General features: G+C 45.3%; 25 protein-coding genes. 7 read left to right on the forward strand and 18 right to left on the reverse strand.

Features of this window, described 5'->3' with window-relative positions:
- Positions 1 to 77 precede the first annotated feature (77 nt).
- Complete coding sequence (locus IM475_RS05290) at positions 78 to 1,340, reverse strand: pentapeptide repeat-containing protein (RefSeq protein WP_287726910.1); 1,263 nt, start codon at positions 1,338 to 1,340, stop codon at positions 78 to 80.
- Between the two features lies 1 nt (position 1,341).
- Positions 1,342 to 2,010 (reverse strand): lipoyl(octanoyl) transferase LipB, encoded by a 669-nt coding sequence (lipB, locus tag IM475_RS05295; RefSeq protein WP_287726911.1) that lies wholly within the window; start codon positions 2,008 to 2,010, stop codon positions 1,342 to 1,344.
- A gap of 473 nt (positions 2,011 to 2,483) precedes the next feature.
- On the opposite strand from lipB, the gene hpf reads away from it, so the two are divergent.
- Positions 2,484 to 3,083 carry a ribosome hibernation-promoting factor, HPF/YfiA family gene (gene hpf, locus IM475_RS05300; protein WP_149987279.1) on the forward strand — a complete coding sequence of 200 codons (600 nt, stop codon included), beginning with the start codon at positions 2,484 to 2,486 and terminating at the stop codon, positions 3,081 to 3,083.
- A gap of 58 nt (positions 3,084 to 3,141) precedes the next feature.
- On the opposite strand, the gene IM475_RS05305 is transcribed toward hpf, so the two are convergent.
- Entirely contained in the window at positions 3,142 to 3,552 is a 411-nt protein-coding gene (locus IM475_RS05305; protein ID WP_287726912.1) for an Hsp20/alpha crystallin family protein, read from the reverse strand.
- 299 nt (positions 3,553 to 3,851) lie between these two features.
- Positions 3,852 to 4,493 (reverse strand): L-threonylcarbamoyladenylate synthase, encoded by a 642-nt coding sequence (locus IM475_RS05310; RefSeq protein ID WP_002803551.1) that lies wholly within the window; start codon positions 4,491 to 4,493, stop codon positions 3,852 to 3,854.
- Between IM475_RS05310 and larC the strand changes: the two genes are divergently transcribed.
- The gene (gene larC, locus IM475_RS05315) at positions 4,470 to 5,726 is read left to right on the forward strand and encodes a nickel pincer cofactor biosynthesis protein LarC (RefSeq protein WP_287726913.1); all 1,257 of its coding nucleotides are present in this window, start codon (positions 4,470 to 4,472) and stop codon (positions 5,724 to 5,726) included. The two genes, IM475_RS05310 and larC, sit on opposite strands and share 24 nt — an antisense overlap.
- Positions 5,727 to 5,766: 40 nt before the next feature.
- On the opposite strand, the gene IM475_RS05320 is transcribed toward larC, so the two are convergent.
- Together IM475_RS05320 and rpsD are read right to left on the reverse strand one after the other, a co-directional pair.
- Positions 5,767 to 6,219 carry a DUF29 domain-containing protein gene (locus IM475_RS05320; protein WP_287726914.1) on the reverse strand — a complete coding sequence of 151 codons (453 nt, stop codon included), beginning with the start codon at positions 6,217 to 6,219 and terminating at the stop codon, positions 5,767 to 5,769.
- A gap of 214 nt (positions 6,220 to 6,433) precedes the next feature.
- On the reverse strand, positions 6,434 to 7,042 hold the full coding sequence (gene rpsD, locus IM475_RS05325) for a 30S ribosomal protein S4 (protein ID WP_002798058.1): 609 nt from the start codon (positions 7,040 to 7,042) through the stop codon (positions 6,434 to 6,436).
- Between the two features lie 360 nt (positions 7,043 to 7,402).
- Here rpsD and IM475_RS05330 point away from each other — a divergent pair, with 360 nt between their 5' ends.
- The gene (locus IM475_RS05330) at positions 7,403 to 7,903 is read left to right on the forward strand and encodes a bifunctional nuclease family protein (protein ID WP_287660493.1); all 501 of its coding nucleotides are present in this window, start codon (positions 7,403 to 7,405) and stop codon (positions 7,901 to 7,903) included.
- Between the two features lie 318 nt (positions 7,904 to 8,221).
- On the opposite strand, the gene IM475_RS05335 is transcribed toward IM475_RS05330, so the two are convergent.
- Both IM475_RS05335 and upp read right to left on the reverse strand, forming a co-directional pair.
- Positions 8,222 to 8,509: a ssl2009 family thylakoid membrane protein gene (locus tag IM475_RS05335; protein ID WP_002803502.1), complete on the reverse strand. Its 288-nt coding sequence runs from the start codon at positions 8,507 to 8,509 to the stop codon at positions 8,222 to 8,224.
- A gap of 14 nt (positions 8,510 to 8,523) precedes the next feature.
- A complete protein-coding gene (upp, locus tag IM475_RS05340; RefSeq protein ID WP_016516455.1) occupies positions 8,524 to 9,177 on the reverse strand; it encodes a uracil phosphoribosyltransferase in 654 nt (217 codons plus the stop codon).
- 327 nt (positions 9,178 to 9,504) lie between these two features.
- On the opposite strand from upp, the gene IM475_RS05345 reads away from it, so the two are divergent.
- Both IM475_RS05345 and mdh read left to right on the forward strand, forming a co-directional pair.
- Positions 9,505 to 9,720 carry an NAD(P)H-quinone oxidoreductase subunit O gene (locus tag IM475_RS05345; protein ID WP_002782591.1) on the forward strand — a complete coding sequence of 72 codons (216 nt, stop codon included), beginning with the start codon at positions 9,505 to 9,507 and terminating at the stop codon, positions 9,718 to 9,720.
- A gap of 26 nt (positions 9,721 to 9,746) precedes the next feature.
- Positions 9,747 to 10,724 carry a malate dehydrogenase gene (mdh, locus tag IM475_RS05350; RefSeq protein ID WP_002786991.1) on the forward strand — a complete coding sequence of 326 codons (978 nt, stop codon included), beginning with the start codon at positions 9,747 to 9,749 and terminating at the stop codon, positions 10,722 to 10,724.
- On the opposite strand, the gene IM475_RS05355 is transcribed toward mdh, so the two are convergent.
- The 5 genes from IM475_RS05355 to psaM form a co-directional block, all read right to left on the reverse strand.
- Positions 10,725 to 11,852, reverse strand: a complete 1,128-nt coding sequence (locus IM475_RS05355; protein ID WP_287726915.1) for a THUMP domain-containing class I SAM-dependent RNA methyltransferase — start codon at positions 11,850 to 11,852, stop codon at positions 10,725 to 10,727. It lies immediately after the preceding gene.
- Positions 11,853 to 12,119: 267 nt separating this feature from the next.
- Positions 12,120 to 13,559, reverse strand: coding sequence for a hypothetical protein (locus IM475_RS05360; protein ID WP_287726916.1), 1,440 nt, complete (start codon positions 13,557 to 13,559; stop codon positions 12,120 to 12,122).
- A gap of 57 nt (positions 13,560 to 13,616) precedes the next feature.
- Positions 13,617 to 14,921: a glycoside hydrolase family 15 protein gene (locus IM475_RS05365; RefSeq protein WP_287726917.1), complete on the reverse strand. Its 1,305-nt coding sequence runs from the start codon at positions 14,919 to 14,921 to the stop codon at positions 13,617 to 13,619.
- 51 nt (positions 14,922 to 14,972) lie between these two features.
- A complete protein-coding gene (locus tag IM475_RS05370; protein ID WP_287660450.1) occupies positions 14,973 to 15,323 on the reverse strand; it encodes a slr1601 family putative cell division protein in 351 nt (116 codons plus the stop codon).
- 268 nt (positions 15,324 to 15,591) lie between these two features.
- On the reverse strand, positions 15,592 to 15,684 hold the full coding sequence (psaM, locus tag IM475_RS05375) for a photosystem I reaction center subunit XII (protein WP_012264462.1): 93 nt from the start codon (positions 15,682 to 15,684) through the stop codon (positions 15,592 to 15,594).
- Positions 15,685 to 15,873: 189 nt separating this feature from the next.
- Here psaM and IM475_RS05380 point away from each other — a divergent pair, with 189 nt between their 5' ends.
- Together IM475_RS05380 and IM475_RS05385 are read left to right on the forward strand one after the other, a co-directional pair.
- Positions 15,874 to 16,593, forward strand: a complete 720-nt coding sequence (locus IM475_RS05380; RefSeq protein WP_002737049.1) for a TerC family protein — start codon at positions 15,874 to 15,876, stop codon at positions 16,591 to 16,593.
- A 104-nt stretch (positions 16,594 to 16,697) separates the two neighbouring features.
- Positions 16,698 to 17,180, forward strand: coding sequence for a thiol-disulfide oxidoreductase DCC family protein (locus IM475_RS05385; protein ID WP_287726918.1), 483 nt, complete (start codon positions 16,698 to 16,700; stop codon positions 17,178 to 17,180).
- Positions 17,181 to 17,354: 174 nt separating this feature from the next.
- Here the strand turns inward: IM475_RS05385 and IM475_RS05390 are convergent, their stop codons facing one another.
- From IM475_RS05390 to pstC, 5 genes are all read right to left on the reverse strand, one after another.
- Positions 17,355 to 18,071: a cadmium resistance transporter gene (locus IM475_RS05390; protein WP_287726919.1), complete on the reverse strand. Its 717-nt coding sequence runs from the start codon at positions 18,069 to 18,071 to the stop codon at positions 17,355 to 17,357.
- A gap of 135 nt (positions 18,072 to 18,206) precedes the next feature.
- Positions 18,207 to 19,298: a calcium/proton exchanger gene (gene cax, locus IM475_RS05395; protein ID WP_287726920.1), complete on the reverse strand. Its 1,092-nt coding sequence runs from the start codon at positions 19,296 to 19,298 to the stop codon at positions 18,207 to 18,209.
- Positions 19,299 to 19,370: 72 nt separating this feature from the next.
- Positions 19,371 to 20,168, reverse strand: a complete 798-nt coding sequence (gene pstB / locus IM475_RS05400) for a phosphate ABC transporter ATP-binding protein PstB (RefSeq protein ID WP_287726921.1) — start codon at positions 20,166 to 20,168, stop codon at positions 19,371 to 19,373.
- Positions 20,169 to 20,307: 139 nt separating this feature from the next.
- Complete coding sequence (pstA, locus tag IM475_RS05405) at positions 20,308 to 21,198, reverse strand: phosphate ABC transporter permease PstA (protein WP_002738206.1); 891 nt, start codon at positions 21,196 to 21,198, stop codon at positions 20,308 to 20,310.
- Positions 21,199 to 21,204: 6 nt separating this feature from the next.
- On the reverse strand, positions 21,205 to 22,149 hold the full coding sequence (gene pstC, locus IM475_RS05410) for a phosphate ABC transporter permease subunit PstC (protein ID WP_061430481.1): 945 nt from the start codon (positions 22,147 to 22,149) through the stop codon (positions 21,205 to 21,207).
- Between the last annotated feature and the right edge of the window lies 1 nt (position 22,150).

Below are 22,150 nucleotides of genomic sequence, written 5' to 3' on the forward strand. Positions count from 1 at the left end.
TACAATTAGGGTATGCTGAAAAACTTTTTCAGCATACCCTCAATAGCAAATCATTACCGATTTTGACCGGAGGTCTCTTATCGTCCCAAAAGATTGGCAATATCAGCACATCCCCCCGGAATGGTTGCGCGGGACTTTTCCCCACACCAACGACAACAATAGTGACGTTGTTCCTCGCTCATATTTTTCACCCCGGTAAAATTGACATTTTCTACCACTGCTCCCGTGTGTTCTCCGCTGTCATAATTGGGGGGAACGGTACGACTGCGGGGGGTGGCATTTTCCAGGGAACCATAAAATAAACGCATCCCTTTCATATCTGCCCCTCTTAAATTAGCTTCGTAGAGAATTGTCCGCGATAAATTTGCTTTTACCAAATCGCTATAACTTAAATCGGCCCGCACCATATTCGCTTCGCTTAAATCCGTCCAGCGCAGATCCTGCCCGGAAATGTCGGCCCCGGCTAACATTACTCCCAATTGTACTACTCTTGTACCGAACTCTCGATCCTCCGCGTAACCCCCTTCCCCGTCTAGAATCGGTCGGCCCAGATAACGATCTCGTTTAATCGGTGATAATAGCCGCGATTGACTCAAAAAACGCAGTATTTTCGCTTTTCCAGAGGCATCGACACTGCTGAGGATGGAAGCGGTGCGACCTTCTGCGATCGCTCTTTCCTGGGGCCAATCTTCTAAAAATCCCTCCTCATCCAAGGCTAGATCGGAAATCCCCTGAAAATAGGAATCGATCGTCTGTTGTTGGGTAATGCGATTTTGCTGTATGGTTAAATCCTTAGAAATAACGTACTGTTCCCAGGCCACATAGACAGCTAACACGGCGATCATAATCTGTCCCAAGGCCCCCACCCACTCGGCCCAGGAACCGAACTCATCGTATTTAAAACTGTCTAACCACCGCAATATGCGCTCGTAAACTCCTAAATATTTCCCTAATCCGGCCAGAGCAGCTATAAAAACTATAAAAGCGAAAACCGTCTGACGTTCAGAGGGGGTGAGATAATGGGCGATCCACTGGCGAATAGAGGGCAAAATCACCTGTAAAGATATTAATATCGCTACTATCGCCCCAGAAAAGCCTAACCAGTCCCAGCTAAAGACGAGGCCGATGGTCATCAGCATCAGGGGGGCCAGTAGTAACCCCGCGTTACCCGGTCGAAGATCTTTTAATACTAGGATGCGCTGACGCACAGGATTACGCGAAGATAAAGAGGAGACGTATTCGGAGGCATCGGGGGCCGATAAACTGGTTTTACCGTTATTTTCGGGGTTATCAGCCCTATTTTCCGCGGCGAGTTTTTCTGGGTCTTTGCGATCGCTCATGTTAATCCTTGTCAAGAGAAAATAATTCCACACCGAAAACTGAGGCGAAAACTCTCGATAAATCTTGCTGTACTTGCATAAGACTAATATTAGGCAGAAACTGCTGTAAACTGCCCACGGGTTTATTAGCAATCCCACAGGGAATAATCTCGGCAAACCCGCTTAAATCTGGACAAACATTGAGGGCAAAACCATGATAGGTAATCCAATGACTAACTTTAATACCGATCGCCGCTATTTTATACCCTTCTACCCATACCCCCGTCAAGCCCCCGATTCTTTCCCCCGACAATCCATAAATAGCGATAGTTTGCAGGATGACTTCTTCCAATTGTCGCAAATACCAGTGTAAATCCTGCTGATAATAGCGCAAATTGAGGATCGGATAGCCCACTAACTGCCCCGGACAGTGATAGGTGACTTCGCCTCCTCGCTCGATTCGGTACACTTCTTTGTCGGTTTTGTCAAGATTAAATTTAATAAACTTAATATCTGAACCAGTACCAAGGGTGTAAACGGGGGGATGTTCCAGCAGCAGCAGCACATCGGGTAAGTCGGGATCGGCAATTCTCGCCGCCACCAGCGATCGCTGTTGCGCCCAGGTCAGGGAATAGGGAGTGATTGCCTGAATTTTCAGCCCGCAGAGACGAGGTATTTTTTGAGCATTCATTGCGAGATTTGTCAAAATATTTAAGAAATGTAAAAGAGCGCAAAGGAAGATTAAAAGAAGGGAAGATATATATGTTGGGGAGAATACTAAGTGCTAATCTAAGGTTATCCCATCTATTCCGAGGTTAACCGTCGCACAGGAGAAACAATCACCGGATTCCCTTGCTGGCGGCCAAAATCGGTTTCTTTAAATAAAAGTTAACAGAACTTCGCATTTCTGTTAAGAGAAGGTTTAGAGAAACTTGTTAGAATAGAGGCAGATAAATCCAGTTGCAAATAGGCGCTCGACCCGATGAATTTTCCGCGCGATCCGACAAAAAAAAGAGAAAGAGAACACCGACAATATCTAGACTGTGACCTCTAACAACAGCGTGATCGAGCAGATTTTTGAGGATTAAATTCCTAGCATCAACATCCCTTAAAAATAGTTGATGTGGACGGTCTATAGCAAAATTTTTAGATGGAGTAGTGAGTATGAAGCTATTGATTCAGGGCAATAATATCGCTGTCACCGAAGCTATTCATGATTATGTGGAACAAAAGCTGGAGAAAGCGGTGAAACATTTTAACGGCATGACCACAAAAGTGGATGTTCACCTCTCCGTGGAAAAGAATGCACGCATTCCTGATCGCCACAAAGCGGAAGTAACGGTTTATGCTAATGGAACAGTGATTCGCGCTCAAGAAGGAAGCGAAAATTTATACGCGAGTATTGATTTAGTTTCTGATAAAATCGCTCGTCAACTCCGCAAGTATAAAGAAAGATTGGTGGATCATCGCACCAACGCCACCGTTAAAACTAGCGAGGTGGTGCAAGAGAAACCCTTAGATGATAGCCTAATCGGTGATCGCACTCCCGAATTACCTGCGGAAGTAGTGCGGATGAAATACTTTGCCATGCCACCGATGACTATTGAGGAAGCACTAACACAATTGCAATTAGTCGATCACGATTTCTTTATGTTCTGCAACAAAGACACGAACGAAATCAACGTTATCTATCAACGCAATCACGGCGGTTTTGGTGTTATTCAACCCCGTCCCGTTAACGTAAATGGCAAAGAACCCCATTAACAGTTAGCGACTACAAATAAAACCAAAGACTGGAGAATTTCTCCAGTCTTTTTCTCATCTAACCAAGATTAACTTTCACCACTTTATTTTTTTCTGCCGACGCTTTCGGTAGGGTGAGATAAAGAATACCATCTTGATAGTTAGCGGTAACTTGGCTATTTTGCACCTCTACTGGCAGGGTGATCAAGCGACTAAATTTACCATAATAAAATTCGCTTTTTTCCACCTCGGCAGGGCGTTCACGTTGCCCATTAATAGCCACCATTTGCTTGCTAACCTCCACATCGATATCTTTAATATCCATACCGGGTAATTCGATTTTTAATTGCACGGAATCCTCGTTAACGGAGATTTCCACCGGGGGACGAGATACCAATGAAGTTGTCGGTAATACTTCTTGAAAAAGTTGATCGATTTGACGTTGGACAGAATTAATTTCTAGGAAGGGAGAATAAAGAGTGAAAGCCATAGTAATAATTTCCTTGAGAGGTTTTCTCTGACTGCGATTATCTCCATCTTAAGCAACTAACTTGGCTTCCACAAGACGGTTTTCAGGAAATAAAAAGTCGCAATAACCGATACAGTTATCAGTTATCAGTTATCAGTTATCAGTGGGGTGTGGGGTGTGGGGTGTGGGGAAGTGGGGTGTGGGGTGTGGGGAAGTGGGGTGTGGGGTGTGGGGTGTGGGGTGTGGGAAGAATAAATAAAAATAATCTCCTGTCTCCTGACTCCTGACTCCTGACTCCTGCCTCCTGTCTCCTGTCTTCGTTATAACCATTGTTGTAATTCTGGCCAACCCAAACCTTGACGCACGATATCCGGTTGATCGCAGGTAAAATCAACAATGGTTGACACTTCCGAACCAGGAGCCGAACCATCTTCGATAATTAAATCAACGATATGATCGAGGGCATCGAATAACCTAGCGGATTCTAATCCCTTGGTGGGAAAATCCCCCTCCTGATCGGGAAGATGGGCAGAACTAGAGATAATGGGATTTTCTAGGGTTTCGAGAATAGTGCGACAGATAACGTGATCGGGAACCCGGATACCGGTGGTTTTCCGCTTCGGATTCATCACCACTTTCGGCACTAATTTAGTCGCCGGTAAGAGAAAAGTGTAGGGACCGGGTATAACTCGTCGCATAATCTTATAAGCATAATCGCTGACCACTGCGTACTCGGAAATATTCGACAAAGAAGAACAGAGAAACGTCAAGGGTTTATCATTAGATAGTTGCTTGATTTGGCGAACTCGTTCGACGGCAGATTTCACATTGAGATCGCAACCGATCGCATAGACGGTATCGGTAGGATAAAGCATAATTGCCCCATTTTTCAGGGCATGACAGATTTCTTGGATAGAACGTTGTTGGGGATTTTCCGGATGGAGAGAGTAAATAGTAGCCATGATAGCAAAATCGTCGCCTATTGGGATTGTCCCACGGGAATCGCCGGGGATATGTGTTTAGGGGCGTTAGTAGATTTAGGAGTCCCCTTAGAATACCTGATTGCACAACTAAAAACTTTAGGAATCGAGGATGAATATCAGTTAAGGGCCGAAAAAGTGCATCGTCGCGGTCAAATTGCCACTAAGGTTCACGTCGATGTCACTGCCGAGAAGTCCGATTATCATCACCACCATCACCATCATACCCCCGCTCGCCATTTACCGGAGATTGAAAATTTAATTAAACAGGCAAATTTACCCCAGAAAGTCCGAGAATGGAGTTTAGCGGTTTTTCAACAACTGGCGATCGCAGAAGGAGCCGTTCACGGGATCGCGCCGGAAAAGGTGCATTTTCACGAAGTGGGGGCAACCGATGCCATTGTTGATATCGTCGGGACTTGTTTGGGTTTGGATTGGCTATCGGTGAGTGAATTATACTGTTCTTCTCTACCCACCGGCGGCGGTACAGTTCAGGCCGCCCATGGTCGTTTACCAGTTCCCGTGCCAGCAGTAGTACAATTGGTCAGTCAGCGACAAGTACCAATTTATAGTAATGGCATCGCAGCGGAGTTAGTAACACCCACGGGGGCAGCTATTGTGACAACTTTAGCTAAAAGTTTCGGTAAACCGCCGAAAATGCAGTTAGAAAAGGTCGGTTTAGGGGCAGGTACAAAAGATTTACCGATTCCCAATCTTGTCCGGCTTTGGTTAGGGAAAAAAACACCAGAAAAGCTAGATGAAATCGAAACTGTGGCAGTTTTAGAAACTCAAATTGATGACTTAAATCCGCAAGCGATCGCCTATTTAAGTGAGGCTTTATTACAAGCAGGGGCTTTAGATGTATTTAGTCAAGCAATTACTATGAAAAAATCCCGTTTAGGGATACTTTTGACAGTAATTTGTGCCTTGGATAAAATTGCTATTTGTGAAAATATGATCTTTCAGGAAACCACAACTTTAGGCATTAGAAGGACAATTCAAGAGCGATCAATCTTAAAAAGAGAGATACAATCGATCGATACTGTCTATGGACAAATTCGGCTAAAAGTTGCCTACAAAGAGTCAATTAATCAACCGATTACCGTACAACCAGAATACGAAGATTGTGCCGCTATTGCCCGTCAGCACCATCTACCTTGGCGATTTGTTCATCAAATGGCCTTGGCTATTTGGCAAGAAAAAAATCAGTCTTGACAGCAGGGCGATTTTCTCCTAAAACTGCTATATCCATTGTTCAAAAGCTATTTTCAGGAAAATAATCACAATTTAAAACCTGTTCTTGGGTAAAAGGACAATCAACCGGAAAAGTTTCTTTTGGTAAATTAGTTTCATTTACCGTCCCTCGCACTGCCTTTTGATAACATTCTGCGAAAATATCGGCTAAATAGGGTTTTAAGCTGGGACTATCCCTAAAAATAAGCTCTAATTGTTCTCTTTGCTCATCAATGGTATTTATCCAGCTATTAGTCCGTTTTTCCGATTGATATTGCCATTTAAGTAAGTGGATCAAGAGAACTTTTAAACGACTGAATACCTCCCGTCTATTATTACGTCCTATATCGGATATTTCTTCGATTAAGTTATCTAAATCAAGGGCCTGTAAATTGCCCTTTTTTAAGTGATTGACGGTTTGCTCAATCCACAAATTAAAATCAGTTTCATAAAGCTGAGATAATTGATTTTTCATGTTGATAATATCCCATTTAGAAGTGGGTGGTAACGGACCACTCTCTTAACTGTAACTGTTCAGGGGAGTTATCAGTAGGGGGAGCCAGTTGAGGTTCTGCCATTCGCAGTCGGATGTTAGCCAGCCCCATGTACAATCAAAAATACTAAATTTAGCCAATAAAATAAGGACGCTGCCAATTGCGTCCTCAAGGTATCTGGAAAAGGCTTTTTTCCTAGACTTTCCGAGAGTAGTATTCCACTACTAACAGTTCATTAATCGAGAGGGCAATCCATTCTCTTTCCACAACGCCATTCACTTTGCCCACGAGGGTGTTTTTGTCAAATTCCAAATGACTCGGCAGGTTGGCTAAACCGGGGTATTCCATATTTCTTTTGACTAGATCTTGGGAACGCTCTTGATTTCTAACTCCAATCACATCACCCGGACGGCACTGATAACTGGCAATATCCACAACTCTACCGTTAACGGTGACGTGACCGTGATTGACTAATTGTCGCGCCCCCGGAATTGTCCCGGCCATACCGAGACGGAAAACGGTATTATCCAGACGCATTTCTAAGAGTTGCAGCAGCACCTGACCGGTGGAACCGGTAGCCCGGCGAGCTTTGCGGACATAGCGAATTAATTGTTTCTCGCTGACACCGTAGTTAAAACGCAGTTTTTGTTTTTCTTCTAGACGAATGGCATATTCTGAACGTTTTTTGCGGGCCTGGCCATGTTGCCCGGGTGCATAGGCACGACGGGCATTTTTACGGGTTAAGCCTGGTAATTCCCCTAAACGACGCACAACGCGCAAGCGCGGTCCTCTATAACGAGACATACAGACAGTCTGCTCCTATTTAAATTTATCCCAAAACTATTATCGTAGCACAAATTAAGTAATTTAGTTGGGAAGTGGGAGTGGGGAGTGGGTAGAGGGAATTATCAATTATCAATTATGAATTATGAATTGGGGAGCGGGGAGTGGGGAGCAAAAAGCAGCAAGATTGGATCGGGGTATCCTGACTCCTGACTCCTGACTCCTATCTACTGACGGCAGCTGATGTATTTTTTTCATTAAAGATGAGGCTAATCTCCGCCATCTTAGGGCATACTGTGAGTGTAACGAAGCACTATATTATTCAGGTTGCTTTCCCACTCCTTCCCTAGCTGAATCTCTATCTTGGAGAAGCCATAAGCCATGATCGAAATGAAAGTCGCTGGAATTGCCCTAGACGCTATCACTCGCAGTCCCATTGTACTGCTGAAGGATGGTTCTGAGCGTCGCGCCCTACCTATCTACATCGGACAAGATCAGGCTAAGGCCATTATGACCGTCCTCGAACAACAAAAACCCCCTCGTCCTCTCACCCACGATTTGATCGTTAATATTTTTAAAGCTTGGGACATGGATTTAGAAAAAATTGTCATCCATTCTCTCCAAGATAATACTTTTTATGCTGTTCTCTGTCTCCAGCGCGGCGAAGTCAAAAAAGAAATCGATTGTCGTCCCAGTGATGCGATCGCTATTGCCCTGCGTACCAACAGTCCCGTCTGGGTAATGGAAGAAGTGATCGCTTCCGCTTCTATTCCTGTCGATCGTGACGCGGATGAAGAGGAACGTCAAGCTTTTCGCAATTTCGTCTCCAATCTTAGCCCCTCAGACCTGATCCAACGTCGCGGTGATTTTAGTGATCAGTGATCTTGAAGCGGTCAGCCGTCAGCCGTCGGCTAGATAAAAATGATAATAACAGGGAAATTATTAGGGGTCGAGAATAGAGTCGCCCCCATCCCCTCCCATTCGGAACCGTACATGAGACTTTCGCCTCATACGGATATTGGAACCCACATTCCGCACCCTCAACTGTCACATAATAGCTCCTGCAAGCGTGGTGTTTGATTACTGCTAATTCTAACGGAAAATCTTGCCCCTTGCCTCTTGCCTCATCTCAACAAGCAATTTAAATGCGCGGGCAGAGCTTATCCAAAAAGGTTTTGAGATTTATTCAGCCAGCCCTATTTAACGATCGCTGCCGTTTTCCTGTACCGATCCTAACTGTTGACGCACATCATCGATCGCTAGATTTAACTGGGCAATTTTATCTTCTAAACTGCGGCGGGCCATTTCCATGCCTTCCTCGGGAGTCAAGCGCCCATGGCGGATACCCTCCACAAAGGACTGATTATCACCAGCTGCTAAACCGCGGCGGCTGCGATTAGCCAACACTGTCCCCAAAACACCGCCCACTAAACCACCGACAATCGCACCGGCTAAAAAACCGCCCGCAAACCCATCTCGCTGACTCATAATCCGTTTTTCTCCTAATAGGTTCCAAAAGCTCGATCGCCGGCATCGCCCAACCCCGGCACGATGTAACCACGGCTATTTAGTCCTTCATCGATAATAGCCGTATAGATGTTCAAGCTGGGATAATTCTGACTCAATTTCTGTAAAGCCGGCGGGGCAGCCACCACCGAAATCAGGCGAATTAGGGCAGGATCAACGCCTCTGCTGGTAATTTCTGCCATTGCCGTTGAAATTGATCCCCCCGTGGCTAACATCGGTTCCAGAATTAACACTCTCGTGGCCGGATCAAAACTAGCCGGTAATTTATTTAAATAACAACTCACCTCCAGGGTTTCCTCATTTCTGGCTAAACCGAGGTGATAGGTACTAGCTAGGGGTAAAAGACTTTGCGCCCCTTCCAACAGGGCTAATCCTGCGCGTAAAATTGGGACTACGGCGATCGGTACGCTAGGATCGATAAAAGTAGCGGGACATTCCGCTAGAGGGGTTTTAACGCTAGTTTCCAGGGTCGGCAGCCATTGCCGCGCCGCTTCGTAGGTTAACCAGCGCCCTAGTTCCGTCATCGCTGTTTTAAACAGTACCGAGGGGGTATTTTGATCGCGGGCGATCGCCAGCCAATGCTTAACCAGAGGGTGTTCGGGAACGTAGACGCGCAGTTGTAAAACCATGAAAACACGAGAACTCGATCGAGGGCTAAACTTTATCTTAAGCCAAAAAGCCATCAGCCTTGAATTAGTTATCAGTTTCTGAAGGCAAGGGGCGACAGGCACTCATGCAAAAGAAAGAATCTGGCAATTCTCCTACCTAAAAAGAAGGATAGAAACTAAGTAGATCAAAGCTTTTAGCTTAACCAATTAGGTTTTAGATTCGGCCTTTGGTATCGGTTATCAGTTCACTGTTGACTGAAAAAAGCTCTCCACCTCCTCTTGTCAGAGGTCTGCCCGAATATGTAACAATTTATGGGAGAAACCCCCAGCAAATTTAACGAGAAAAACATGGCAGCTACAATTAAGAAAGGAGCTTTAGTCCGCGTGGTGACGGGAAACCTAGAAAATAGCCTCGAAGCCCTAGCCAGCGATCGCCGTTTACCCAGTTATATGTTCAACTCGACAGCAGAAGTCTTGGATGTAAAAGATGATTACGCTTTGATTAAATTCTATGTTCCTACCCCCAGTGTGTGGCTAAAGCTCGAACAACTGGAACCCGCCTGATGAGGATATTGCCTCATCCATAAATCATGGTTGACTTCTACGATACACCCCTCCCCTGTCAATCGCCCCGAGTCTCGGTTATTGGTGCTGGTAACGTCGGACGCACCCTGGCCCAACGCATCGCCGAAAAAAACCTCGCCGATGTAGTTCTCCTCGATATCGTCAATGGTTTGCCCCAGGGTATTGCCCTAGATTTGATGGAAGCTCAGGGCATAGAACTGCACGACAGCGAGATTATCGGCACTAATAACTACGAAGACACGGCAGGCTCGGATATTGTCGTGATTACGGCCGGATTAGCCAGAAAACCGGGCATGAGTCGCGATGATCTCATGAATGTCAATGCTAAAATTGTCGTCGAGGCCGCCACTAAATGCCTCAAGTATTCTCCAGAGGCCATTTTTATCGTCATCACTAATCCCCTTGATGTGATGACCTATCTAGTCTGGCAAGCAACCGGTTTACCCCCCCAAAGAGTGATGGGAATGGCTGGAGTCCTCGATTCTTCCCGTTTACAAACCTTTATCGCCATGGAATTGGGGGTTAGTACCGCCGACGTTCATGCTATGGTTTTGGGTGGTCACGGTGATTTAATGTTACCCCTACCCCGTTACTGTACCGTCAGTGGTGTGCCGATTACCGAATTAATGGACGAGATGACGATTAATCGTCTAGTGGAGAGAACTCGCAACGGTGGGGCTGAAATCGTCAAATTACTGCAAACTGGCGGTGCTTATTACGCCCCTGCTTCCTCTGCCTGTACCATGGTCGAGACGATATTGAGAAATCAATCCCGTTTACTGCCGGCGGCAGCCTATCTCAAGGGTGAATACGGTTTACAGGATGTTTATCTGGGGGTTCCCTGTCGCCTAGGATGCCGGGGTGTGGAAAGTATTCTGGAAGTGCGTTTGACCGATGCTGAACGTCTGGATCTACACACTTCTGCCGCCTCAGTTCGTCAAAATGTTCATTTAGCCCTTGACAGTCTCAAGGTTTTGATGTAGTTAATACAACTCATATTTTAAGAGGGTACAGGGCAAAGAACCGTTATACAAGGGAGTGCGACGGGAAGAACGCAGACCGATTTGTTTGGTCAGTTCTTTGTTTCCCGATAAAATATAGGCTGTCCAACCCTTAAACCTCTGTTTCAAGACATCACCGAAGGATTTATATAGGGTCCCTAATTCTTCGGTATTGCCCAATCTTTTGCCGTAAGGGGGATTACAGAGAATAATCCCTCGATCGCTCGCCGGTTCTAAGTCGGTGATGCTTTGCAAGCTAAAATTAATATGGTCCTGCACTTGACAAAAATAGGCGTTATCCTCGGCCTGATGTAGAACCTCATAATCGGCATCACTAGCATAAATTGGCGCATTTAGCTGAGATTTTTGTTTTTCTTTAGCTTCCTGAAGCAAAGATTGCCATAAATCCGGTTGATAGTCTGGCCATTTCTGAAATCCGAACTGGGAACGAGATAAACCGGGGGCAATATTTAAAGCTTTTAACGTCGCTTCGATGACAATAGTTCCCGAACCACAGAAAGGGTCCAAAAGCGCCATATCATCCTGCCATGCCGATAATTCTACCAAAGCAGCGGCGAGACTTTCTTTCAGAGGTGCGACTCCCATGGCCCGATGATACCCGCGACGATGCAAACTGTGACCAGAACTATCTAAACTAAGCACACAGCGATTTTTCTCGATATGAGCGTTAATTTGCAGGTCGGGATTTTCTGTATCCACAAAAGAACGGGGATTCCCCTGTTGACGCTGTTGGTCGATAATAGCGTTTTTGATGCTTAAGGCGGTGTAATGGGTGTGATTGAGGCGATCGTTCGTTCCCGTACATTGTACCGCTAAAGTTTCCTCACTGGTGAGATAATCGCGCCAATCAATGGCTTGAATACCATCATACAGTTCCTTCCCATCCCCACAGGGAATTTCGGCAATGGGAACCAAAACCCGAAAAATAATTCTTGACCAAAGATTGACTCGATAGAGTAGGGCCAGATCTCCCTGAAAATGGACTCCCGTGAATACGGGTTTCACTTCTTTGGCCCCTAGGAATTCTAATTCCCTAGCGGCAATTTCTTCTAGTCCCCTCGCGGTAGTAGCAAAATAGGATCGAGTCATTTCAGTTATCAGTTATCAGTTTTCAGTTTTCAGTTTTCAGTTTTCAGTTTTCAGATGTGAGTTATCAGATGTGAGTTATCAGTTTTCAGGTTTCAGTTTATCAGGTTTCAGTTATCAGTTTTCGGTTTTCAGTGACTAGCGCCGGTCGTTGGTAGCTTGAAATCAGAAAGATTTTAATTTTTACCCTCTTGTAAATTCCCTATCTCATACGCTCTTTCTTTATCTTGTAGGTAGTCGGCGATCAAATCAAGTTTTTGTTAGGAAATATTAAGGGTTTCTCCCAATCAAGACTAGACAGCATTCTCTGAGAAAATAATGTAGGCGCTCATTATCGTTGGGGAAAATTTTCTCGCGAGTTGCCTGAGCTATATTTGCTAGTTCTGTTTCCCCTATCTCTATATTATCCAGCCAACGCTCAAAATCTCCTTTGTCCATGTGTTCTTTAAATTTATTGGGATTATCTATACATAATTCGAGTAATTCTGGGATATTGTTAACGTCTTTTACTCCACCATTGTCTAAGTTAAAATAGAAAGGTGGATTATATTTCGTAGTTCTACTGTAATTTTTAATTTTATTAAGAAGATTTTTAAAACAATTATTAATAAGTTTATTTAAAAGGTATTGTTTATCTGCTCCTTGTGCTTGCATCGAATCTTTAGTATTCTGTACTTGATTAGCTAGGTCAACTTCACCTAAAGTTTGCAGTCTCGACTTTAATGAGTCATTTTCTATCTCAATAATAGCATTAGTTCTATCATCAATCATTGATTTTACTATTTTATACATTTCCCATACTCTATGGTTAGACTTCCAAAATATTCGTGTACTTTTCACCTCTTTATTTTCTATGTTAATTCCTTTGTACCAAATTTTTCTTAAACTTCCTTCACCGTCTCTTAACTGGGTAATTTTTGTTCTCATTGTCGATTCCCACCATGAGAAGATAAATATAATTATTACTAAATAAAATAATAAGATTAATAAAAAAAACATATTGTTTGATATGTTGAATATGGAAAAAATACCACCTACATTTGCGACTAATGCAATACCACCAAAAACAACCGTAACCCAAGTATTTTCTTCTGCTTCAGTTTTTAAAGTCTGCATATAGCTTTCCCAAATAATAGGCTTTTGACCACTAGGTAAATTATTAAAGTATAAATCATTAATTTTAGGCTCAATATTAGTGGCAATATATCTACCAATTCTAACAATCAGATAAGTATTTCCATTAACAAGAAGGATGATTAGTATACAAGAGGCGGGAACTATTATTCCTAGAATAATAGCTGAAGGTATTCGTCGTTCAATTGGAATATCATAAAAGTTTTGTCGAGATATTGTTTCTGTTTCTGTGTCTTTTTCTTTAATAACTAACCCTGAATTTTTTTCTTGATTGGTGTGGTTACTATCCGCTTTTGGATGAGATATTGTCTGTTTTATTGTATTTCCTGTTCTCTTTTCTATTGTAGTTGTATCTGTGGGTATTCTAGTAACAGTCGTTGTCTCTTTCATGATGGGAAGATTAGCGATGGGACTGATCCCAATTCCCAGTAAAGTCAAAACTAAACCACCCCCAAAGACAATAACATTAGTGCGATTTTGTATGGTTTGCGAAATTTCCGTTCTCAGGGTTTTATACTCCTCCATACACACATCGATCGCTTTATTGATATCGGTTTGATTGTTGTTATTAGGCATTTTTTAACTCTCGAATTTATATATAGTTTTAATTTTATCTGGTCAAATAGAATTACACTATTGGCTTAAACTTTTCTTAATTAGTTCCAATGCGATTTGTAAATTAGCCTGTGTCCAAAGGAGAGGAGTGGCATCATTAGGAATATATTTTCCCTGTTCTAGATAGTATAATTCGGGACATTTAAACTCACCCACGGGGGAATCTTTTCGCGTAATTTGTCCGAGAGAACGATTAAAGTAATGGGTTTGTAGGTTGAGGTATTTTTCCTGACCTGTACTCTGGAATTTAAGTCCAAAAATGGCAGAAATAATCGGATCAAAAATACACCATTGTGCTTCTTCGCCTAGGTTTAATCCTCTCCCTTGTTCCTGTAACCAATTTTCCCTTTCTGTCGATACCGTGGTGCGGATTTCTGGGGGAATTAAGCGATAGTCTCGACACCAAAAAGAATCGCCTAAATAGCGACGAATACCGTAATCTCCCTGAAGGTGAACGATAACATTATTAAGAATTTGATCGGCGATATTTGTCTCCACCACTTGTAAGGGATAAATCAAAAAAAGTAGGGCTGCATCATAACTTCTCGCTTGCGGTACTGGTAGAAGGCACTCGGCTGGTAAAATACGGTATAAAGCTTGTTCTCCTATCTCAATTAAGTCCGCTAAAAATGCTGGTGTAATCCTGCGATTTTCAGCTGTGAGATTTATCTCTGTCTCGATTAATAACCTTTTTAATTCGCGTAATCCCGCTACCACAACCCCGATGCTAGATGCTTCTATTTTGCGGGTTTCTTCCCAGTGACCGCTATCCTCATCCTGCCAATAACTAATCGCTTGAAAATATAAGGGGAATAGGGCAATTGTTTCTAAACAATGGGGGGAAAGCTGAACATATTTTTCCCGTGCTAAACGACAATAAAACCAGAGAAAATAGCCAAGAGAATCATTTTGTGCGTGTTGCCAAACTTGGTCAATTTCCGTCAGTGTACGTCCCTCAAAACGAATATGAGGACGTTCCATGATCTTTTCAGGATTAACCCGACCTTGGATAATATTAATAAAACGCCTTTGGAACTTTTGAAAATAGTTCATCAAAGTCTGAATATTCTTGACAGCGATCGCTGTCTGTCCGATAATATAGTGAGAATAAGCCAGATAAACGTTATCCCTCAGCCAAACATTGGCATAACCCGTGTATTCTGTCTCATTACTGACTAATGCTGCTGGAAATAAGCCATTTTCTAGCTGGGGAAATCTCAAGACATCATTTTCCGACAAAAAGGCAGATAATCTCTGGATATCCTCCAGAGAGTAGCGATATTTAATGAAATCGAGAATTTTTTCGTTGTGAACAACCAGCATCGGCAAAATACTCAAATAATCTGCTCAAAAACGAATTTATCTCGATAAATTCTACTGAGAAACCCAAAAAATGCGTCTTTGATTGGGATCCCGTCGGGGACTTTGTTCTCCCATCACTTGCCGCGCTTGACTAGGATCGAAGCTGCGAGTAAATTGACCGCGTAATTGATTGACGCGTTCCTCCTTTTCTTGGACTGCCAAACGCACTTCTTCCAGTTTTGCCTGTTGCATCTGTTGGTAGGGTAGCAAACGAGCGATCGCAAAAACTGCCGTGATCGAAAGAGCGCTATAGGCAATAATTCGCAGCCAAATCTCGATAACTTGCCATTTTTGGGATTTATTGCCGCTTTTTGGCTTTTTTCTCGGTTTTTTGTCGGTTTGGTTTCGTGTTCCTGCGGTCATAGATTTATGAGTATAAGTAAAATCGGTCAGAAAAGTGGCTAAGTAGCTGGTTATAATTTAAAAATGGATTTTGCCTTTAATCCCCCCTTGATAAGGGGGGTGCCGATAGGCGGGGGCATCTGACAACTTTTAACGCCTACCTACTTAATTACTTTCAAGTTACACCCAATCACTGATAACTGGTAACTGATGACTGATCACTGAAAAAACCCCAATCGGTCTATCCTATAGGTAGGTCAGACGGGATCAGGGTTTATTGAAAGCGGTTTTACTTATAAAGTTCCGTCGCTAGACGAAAAGCCAAAATCCCGGGGATTAAAGCAATTACCAGAGCGACTAGAACTTGAGTATCAGAAAGCATTGCTGATTATCTCCTCATAAAGATATTCATCCAATACTTTCCGACATCATCGGGGTCCTCTGCATCATTTCGTTACAAGACTTCATATCTCCCCACCCCGATGACGGTTATCTCCCCTAGAAAAGAAAGTTGTAAAAGCGTTAAGCTGAGGTATTGCCATGATTACATTTATTTTTACCTGCGGCCTCAATGTTAGACTCGCTCCTTGATTCATCTCTAACCCTTAGTCTAAAAACCCCGTTAATTCTGTTGGTTCTCATTGCCCTAGAAGCGGTATTATCAGCAGATAACGCCATTGCTCTCGCTTCCATAGCACAGGGATTAGGAGATCATCAGCGTCAACGTCAGGCCTTGAATATTGGCTTAGTTTTCGCCTATATTCTCAGGATGGTCTTGATTCTTACCGCCACCTGGGTGGTTAAATACTGGCAGTTTGAACTTTTGGGAGCAGTATATTTGCTCTGGTTAGTCTTTAATTACTTTGCCTCCCCCGAAGACAAAGACCACACCCATCATAGTCTCAAGTTTCAATCTCTCTGGCAAGCTATCCCCCTAATTGCCGTTACTGATTTAGCTTTTTCCCTCGATAGTGTCACCACCTCCATCGCCGTGGCCGATGATACTTGGTTGATCCTGCTTGGTGGTACGATCGGAGTAGTTACCCTGCGCTTTATGGCGGGTTTATTTATTCGCTGGTTAGAGGAATACACCCACCTAGAAGATGCCGGTTTTGTCACCGTCGGTTTGGTGGGTTTAAGACTGCTGTTGCGGGTGATTAGTCCCGATTTTGTGCCGCCGGAATGGATTATGATTAGTTTAATTGCTATCCTCTTTGCTTGGGGTTTCTCAAAACGCAACGATCGAGAACCAATAGAGAGTGATCCCATCCAATCTGATGAATTGCCATAAAATAATCATCAGGAGTCAGTAATCAGTGATCGGATTTGAGTTTTCAGTTCACTGATTACTGTTTACTGTTCACTGTTCACTGAAAAGAGAATCCCTAGAAGATCATGTCATCTTTACCGACTCCATCTGCTGATACCTTAGAAAATTCTACTCGATCGCCCTCTTGGAAAATTAAACTCCTCTACGATGGAGAATGTCCCCTCTGCTTGCGAGAGGTTAATTTTCTGCAAAAACAGGATGCTGGGAGAGGATTAGTTGCTTTTGTCGATATTGCCGCCGAAAACTATAATCCAGAGGAAAATGGCGGTATTTCCTTCGCGGCGGCCATGGGACGAATCCACGCTGTACTAGCCGATGGTACTATTATTCAAAATGTGGAAGTGTTTCGCCAAGTCTATGATATTTTAGGCATTGGTTGGATTTATGCCGCTACCAAATGGCCGGTTATCGGGTTTCTAGTGGATATTATCTATGAAATTTGGGCTTCTTGGCGATTAACCTTAACCGGAAGACCGAATCTAAAAACAATCTTAGCAGAGCGTCAAAAACGTCTGGAATGCAACTCATCAAATCGTTGTTCTCGCTGAGTTAAAATCTCCTAACCCTACACCCTACTCAGAATCACCCCTTGGGATGTGATACTAAATCCGTTGAGTATAGGCTACTTATAAGGACAGTCAAAAGGCAAAAGGGGGAATACATAATCAGTTTTTAATAACCAGATTTAATGTGATAATTCTGCCTAGTAAATAAATGGTACTTTATTTTCTTGCCAGTCCCTGACTGCGACCGATGATCGCCCAGAGATAGCTAATTGCTAAGGCCAAAAACGCGAGGGAAATACTTTCTTTGACGATAAAAATACCCAGACCGATCAGCACACAGGGAACGAAGGTACTTCCCTGACTGGTTAGAATAGTGGCGATGGTCGGCACGCTGGTCAACCCGTATGCGATCGCACACCAAACCCCCACCAGAATCAAAAACACGCTGACGATAACGATCAGACTTGTTACAGTACTACTGGCAAACAGGGGAACGTAAATGCCGATATTATCGCTGCCGTTGGCGACGGTCAACGCAGCCACGCTATAGGTGCGCGGGTCAAACCAACCACCGAAGGGTTTACCCTGAGCTACGCCGAAGGGGGAATGTTTCGCACCCTCTAAGTCCAATTCGACATTCTCCGGCTCCTCCTCCTTCTCCTCTTCTTTGAGAAGGGAAACGATGCCGAGAATCACAGGAACGAGGCCTAGATAGCGAATCCATGGGGTAGGGATGAGAAAGCAGCCGAAAAACCCCGCTAAACTGGCAATAACAAGCAGACTAAAGCCGATATACTGACCGATGACGATATCGCGACGACGGAAGAGTTTCCCCGTTTGGCTGAAGAGAATCGTCAGGATCAATATGTCGTCGAGGTTGGTGGCGACGAATGCCGCTACACCGGTAGATATCGCGATCACAATCTCGATCATGGTTTTTTCCTTAAGATGGCCGTCGGGTTCGTCCGTTCGTTATACCTTGTTCGGCTTTTCCTTCAAAGGTTCCGGAACGGGAGAATTTTACTACCTATCCCGATCGAGAAACTGTATTTCGCACGACCGATGGCTCTATCCCGGTGCGGAATGGAAAAAGAAAGCGAGAGCGATGACCGTGTAGGTCGCCACCAGTAATATACCCTCTAACCAGTTCGAGCGACCGTCGTTACTGATCGAGTTAGTCAGCCACACCGCGACGGCGACGGCGACCAATTCAAACGGATCGAAATCGAGAGCCATCGGCTGACCGAGGAAATAACCCGCAATCACGAGGACGGGTGCGACAAAAAGTGCGATTTGCAGACTCGAACCGACGGTGACAGAAACCGCCAGATCCATTTTGTCTTTTAAGGCGACCCTAACCGCAGTGGCGTGTTCGGCCGCGTTGCCGATAATTGGCAGCAGGATCACCCCCGTGAAAAGGGTCGTTAATCCTAATTTATGCGTGGCTTCCTCTAGGGTATTAACTAATAATTCCGATTCGACCGCCACCCCGATGGTCACCAGCAGTAATATCCCCACCCACAGCCAGAGATTCGGCTTTTTTACGCTTACGGCTTCTCCTGGCTCTTCATCGAGAGCTGCGTCCCCCACCTCGTAAAGATAGGTATGGGTCTTCATCGAAAAAAGCAGACTCAGACAATACACAAAAATTAATACCGCCGCCAACGCTACCGAGAGACGCTGTAGGGCGCTCTCCTGGATTGCGGCGGAAGTGTATTGAAAGGTTGTGGGTAGGAGGATCGCCGCGACGGCGAGATTCATCGACGAGGAATTTAAACGGGCGGTCACGGGCTGGAATTTCTGTTCTTTATAGCGTAAGCCGCCGAAAAACATCGATAAGCCCGTTACCAGCAGCAGATTCCCGATAATCGAACCGGTAATCGTCGCTTTCACCACCTCGATCAAACCTTCTTCGAGGGCGGCGTAGGCGAGAATTAATTCGGTAGCGTTGCCGAAGGTGGCGTTCAGTAAACCGCCGAGATTGGGACCGACCACGACGGCGATTTCCTCGGTCGCTTTTCCCATGTAAGCGGCCAGGGGAACGATCGCCAGACAGGCGCTCAGGAAAATGATCGTCACGTCCCAATGGAGGAAATTCCAGGCGATCGAGATCGGGACAAAAACCAACAAAATAGCGAAAATCCAGTCCTTTCTATTCATAGCAATGGGTGTCTCGGGATAAAACCGCGCACGGTTTTGAAAAACAGACTATCGAGTTTTTTTCTGTTTCGATTACCCGAATCGTCCGCTAATATACTCGCGGGCCTCGTCGGTTTGCGGATTACCGAACATAACTTCCGTGGGGCTGAATTCGACTAATTTTCCCCGACGTTTCCCGGAGGGATCGGTTTCGGTGTTAAAAAACGCCGTCCAGTCGGCGATCCGCGATGCCTGCTGCATATTGTGGGTGACGGTAATGATCGTGTAACTTTCCTTCAGTTGTAGGCACAATTCCTCCACCTGACGGGTAGAGATGGGATCGAGGGCCGAACAGGGTTCATCCATCAATAAAACATCTGGCTTCATAGCGATCGCACGGGCAATACAGAGGCGCTGTTGCTGTCCCCCCGATAGTGCCGTTCCTTTTTCTTTCAGTTTGTCCTTTACTTCCTCCCAGATCGCCGCCTGCCGCAGGGAATACTCGACCAATTCCTCAAGATTTCCCTGATAACCGTTGGTTCGAGGCGCGTAGGCGATATTCTCGTAAATGCTCTTGGGAAAAGGGTTGGGACGTTGGAAAACCATCCCCACCTGTCGCCGTAACTTGACTGCGTTGACCTGCGAATCGTAAATATTCTGATTTCGGTAAAGTAGTTTTCCCTCCACCTTGGCGCCGGGGATCAGATCATTCATTCGGTTAAAGCAGCGCAAAAGGGTACTTTTCCCGCAACCAGACGGGCCGATAAAGGCGATGATTTTTCGTGCGGGAATTTTAATATGAACGTCCAGAAGAGCGAGAAACCCGTTATAAAAAACTTTGACTCCTTCTGCGTCGAAAACACTGTGATCTGGGTTAAGGTGGGTAGTCATGGCAAAAATTCTCCTGATCGTTTATTAAAGATCGATGGTTTTTTTAGAGGGGAGGGTTTGCAAACCCTCCCGTACTGGAGAAGTGGGGAGTGCAGGAGTAGGGAAGGTTCTGTATCTACCCCCTTGCCCGCTGCCTTCCCTAATTCAGTGTCGAATAACGTTGACGTAGATAGATGGCGATGGCGTTGAGGGCGAGAATTAACAGGATCAGAACGATAATCGCGGCCGCCGCCGCATTGGCGAAACCTGGTTCGGGACGGGTGATATAGCTGAAAATTTGAATCGGTAGTGCCATAAAGCGTTGGAATAAACCAGGATCGAAAGTGAGGAAACTAACCGCGCCGACGACCATTAAGGAAGCCGCGTCCCCGATCGCCCGCGACACGGAGATAATCACCCCCGTGAGAATCCCTGGCACCGCGTAGGGTAAAACATGGTGTTGGATCGTTTGCCATTTGGTACTGCCTAGACCGTAGGAGGCTTGGCGTAGGGAATCGGGAACCGCCCGGATCGCCTCCCGCGCCGTGACGATAATCACCGGCAGCGAGAGAAGCGCAAGGGTTAACGCGCCGGAAATCAGCGTCGGGCCAAAATTGAGCAGATAGTTAAAAACCGCTAATCCTAATAAACCATAGACGATCGAGGGAACCCCGGCCAGATTGCCGATATTCACCTCGATCAGTGCCGTCCACCACGTTTTCGGGGCGTATTCCTCTAGATACAAAGCCGACCCGACCCCGATCGGCACCGCCACGAGAAGCACGATAATTCCCAGATAGAAACTACCGATGATCGCCGGACGGATACCGCCCCTTTCCGGGAAACGGGAAGGCGTTTCCGTGAGGAATCCGGGGGTTAAGAGTCGTCCCAGTCCATCGTGGGCGATATTCAACACCAACAGCGCCAGAACGAACAAACCGATCAGTAAACCGAAGAGGAAAAGATACTCGCAGAATTTGCCGATCGCCTCCCGGCGTTCCAGATGGTCGATAAATTCAACGGTATCGGACTTAACAGAGGATTTAACCATGGCAAATCAATCGTATTTTTCTTTAAAACGGTGGGAGATCCAGTAACTGGCCAGATTCAGTGCCAACGTGATCAAAAAAAGCACCGCGCCGACTGCGTAGAGGGTTTTAAAACTGAGACTGCCCCGGGGCGCATCTCCCCCGGAAATCTCGGCCATAAAAGCGGTCATCGTGGCGATCGACTCGAAGGGATTGAGGGTAAGCCGGGGTTGGGAGCCGGCGGCGATCAACACCGTCATCGTTTCCCCCACCGCCCGGGACATTCCCAGAATAATCGAGGCCATGATCCCGGAGAGGGCGGCGGGGAGAACCACTTTAAAAATCGTTTCCAGCTTGGTAATTCCTAGGGCGTAGGAACCCTCGCGCAGGGAACGGGGAACCGCTCGGATCGCGTCTAAACTAATCGATCCCACCGTGGGAGTGATCATGATCCCCATCATTAACCCGGCGCTGAGGGCGTTAAAAATCTCGACGGGGAAAAGATTCCGCAAAGTGGGCGTGACAACGAGTAGGGCGAAGTACCCGTACACCACCGTGGGAATCCCGGCGAGAAGTTCCACCGCGGGGCGTAAAATCGCCGCTAGGTTCGGTTTTGCGTATTCGGCGAGGTAGATCGCGGAAGATAGGCCTAAAGGAACCGCGACGGACATAGCGATGGCTGTGGTTAAAAATGTCCCGTTAATTAGCGGCCAGATACCGAAATGAGGGGTGGCGAACAGTGGAGTCCAACGGGTATCGAGAAAGAATTGGGCGAAAGATACCTCTTGAAAAAATCCCCAGGTTTCACTAAAAATAATCGCCACGATGCCGATTGTCGTCGCCACGGAAACGAAAGCGCAAGAGAAGAGAATCAGCGCGATTATCTTCTCTTGAATATCGTCGCCGGGGTGCTTGAGGAGTGAATTATCTGCCGCGAAAAAAGAATTATCGAAAGAACTCGGGGTTAAGGTCATG

Source organism: Microcystis sp. M061S2, from assembly GCF_020245605.1.
GTDB lineage: Bacteria > Cyanobacteriota > Cyanobacteriia > Cyanobacteriales > Microcystaceae > Microcystis.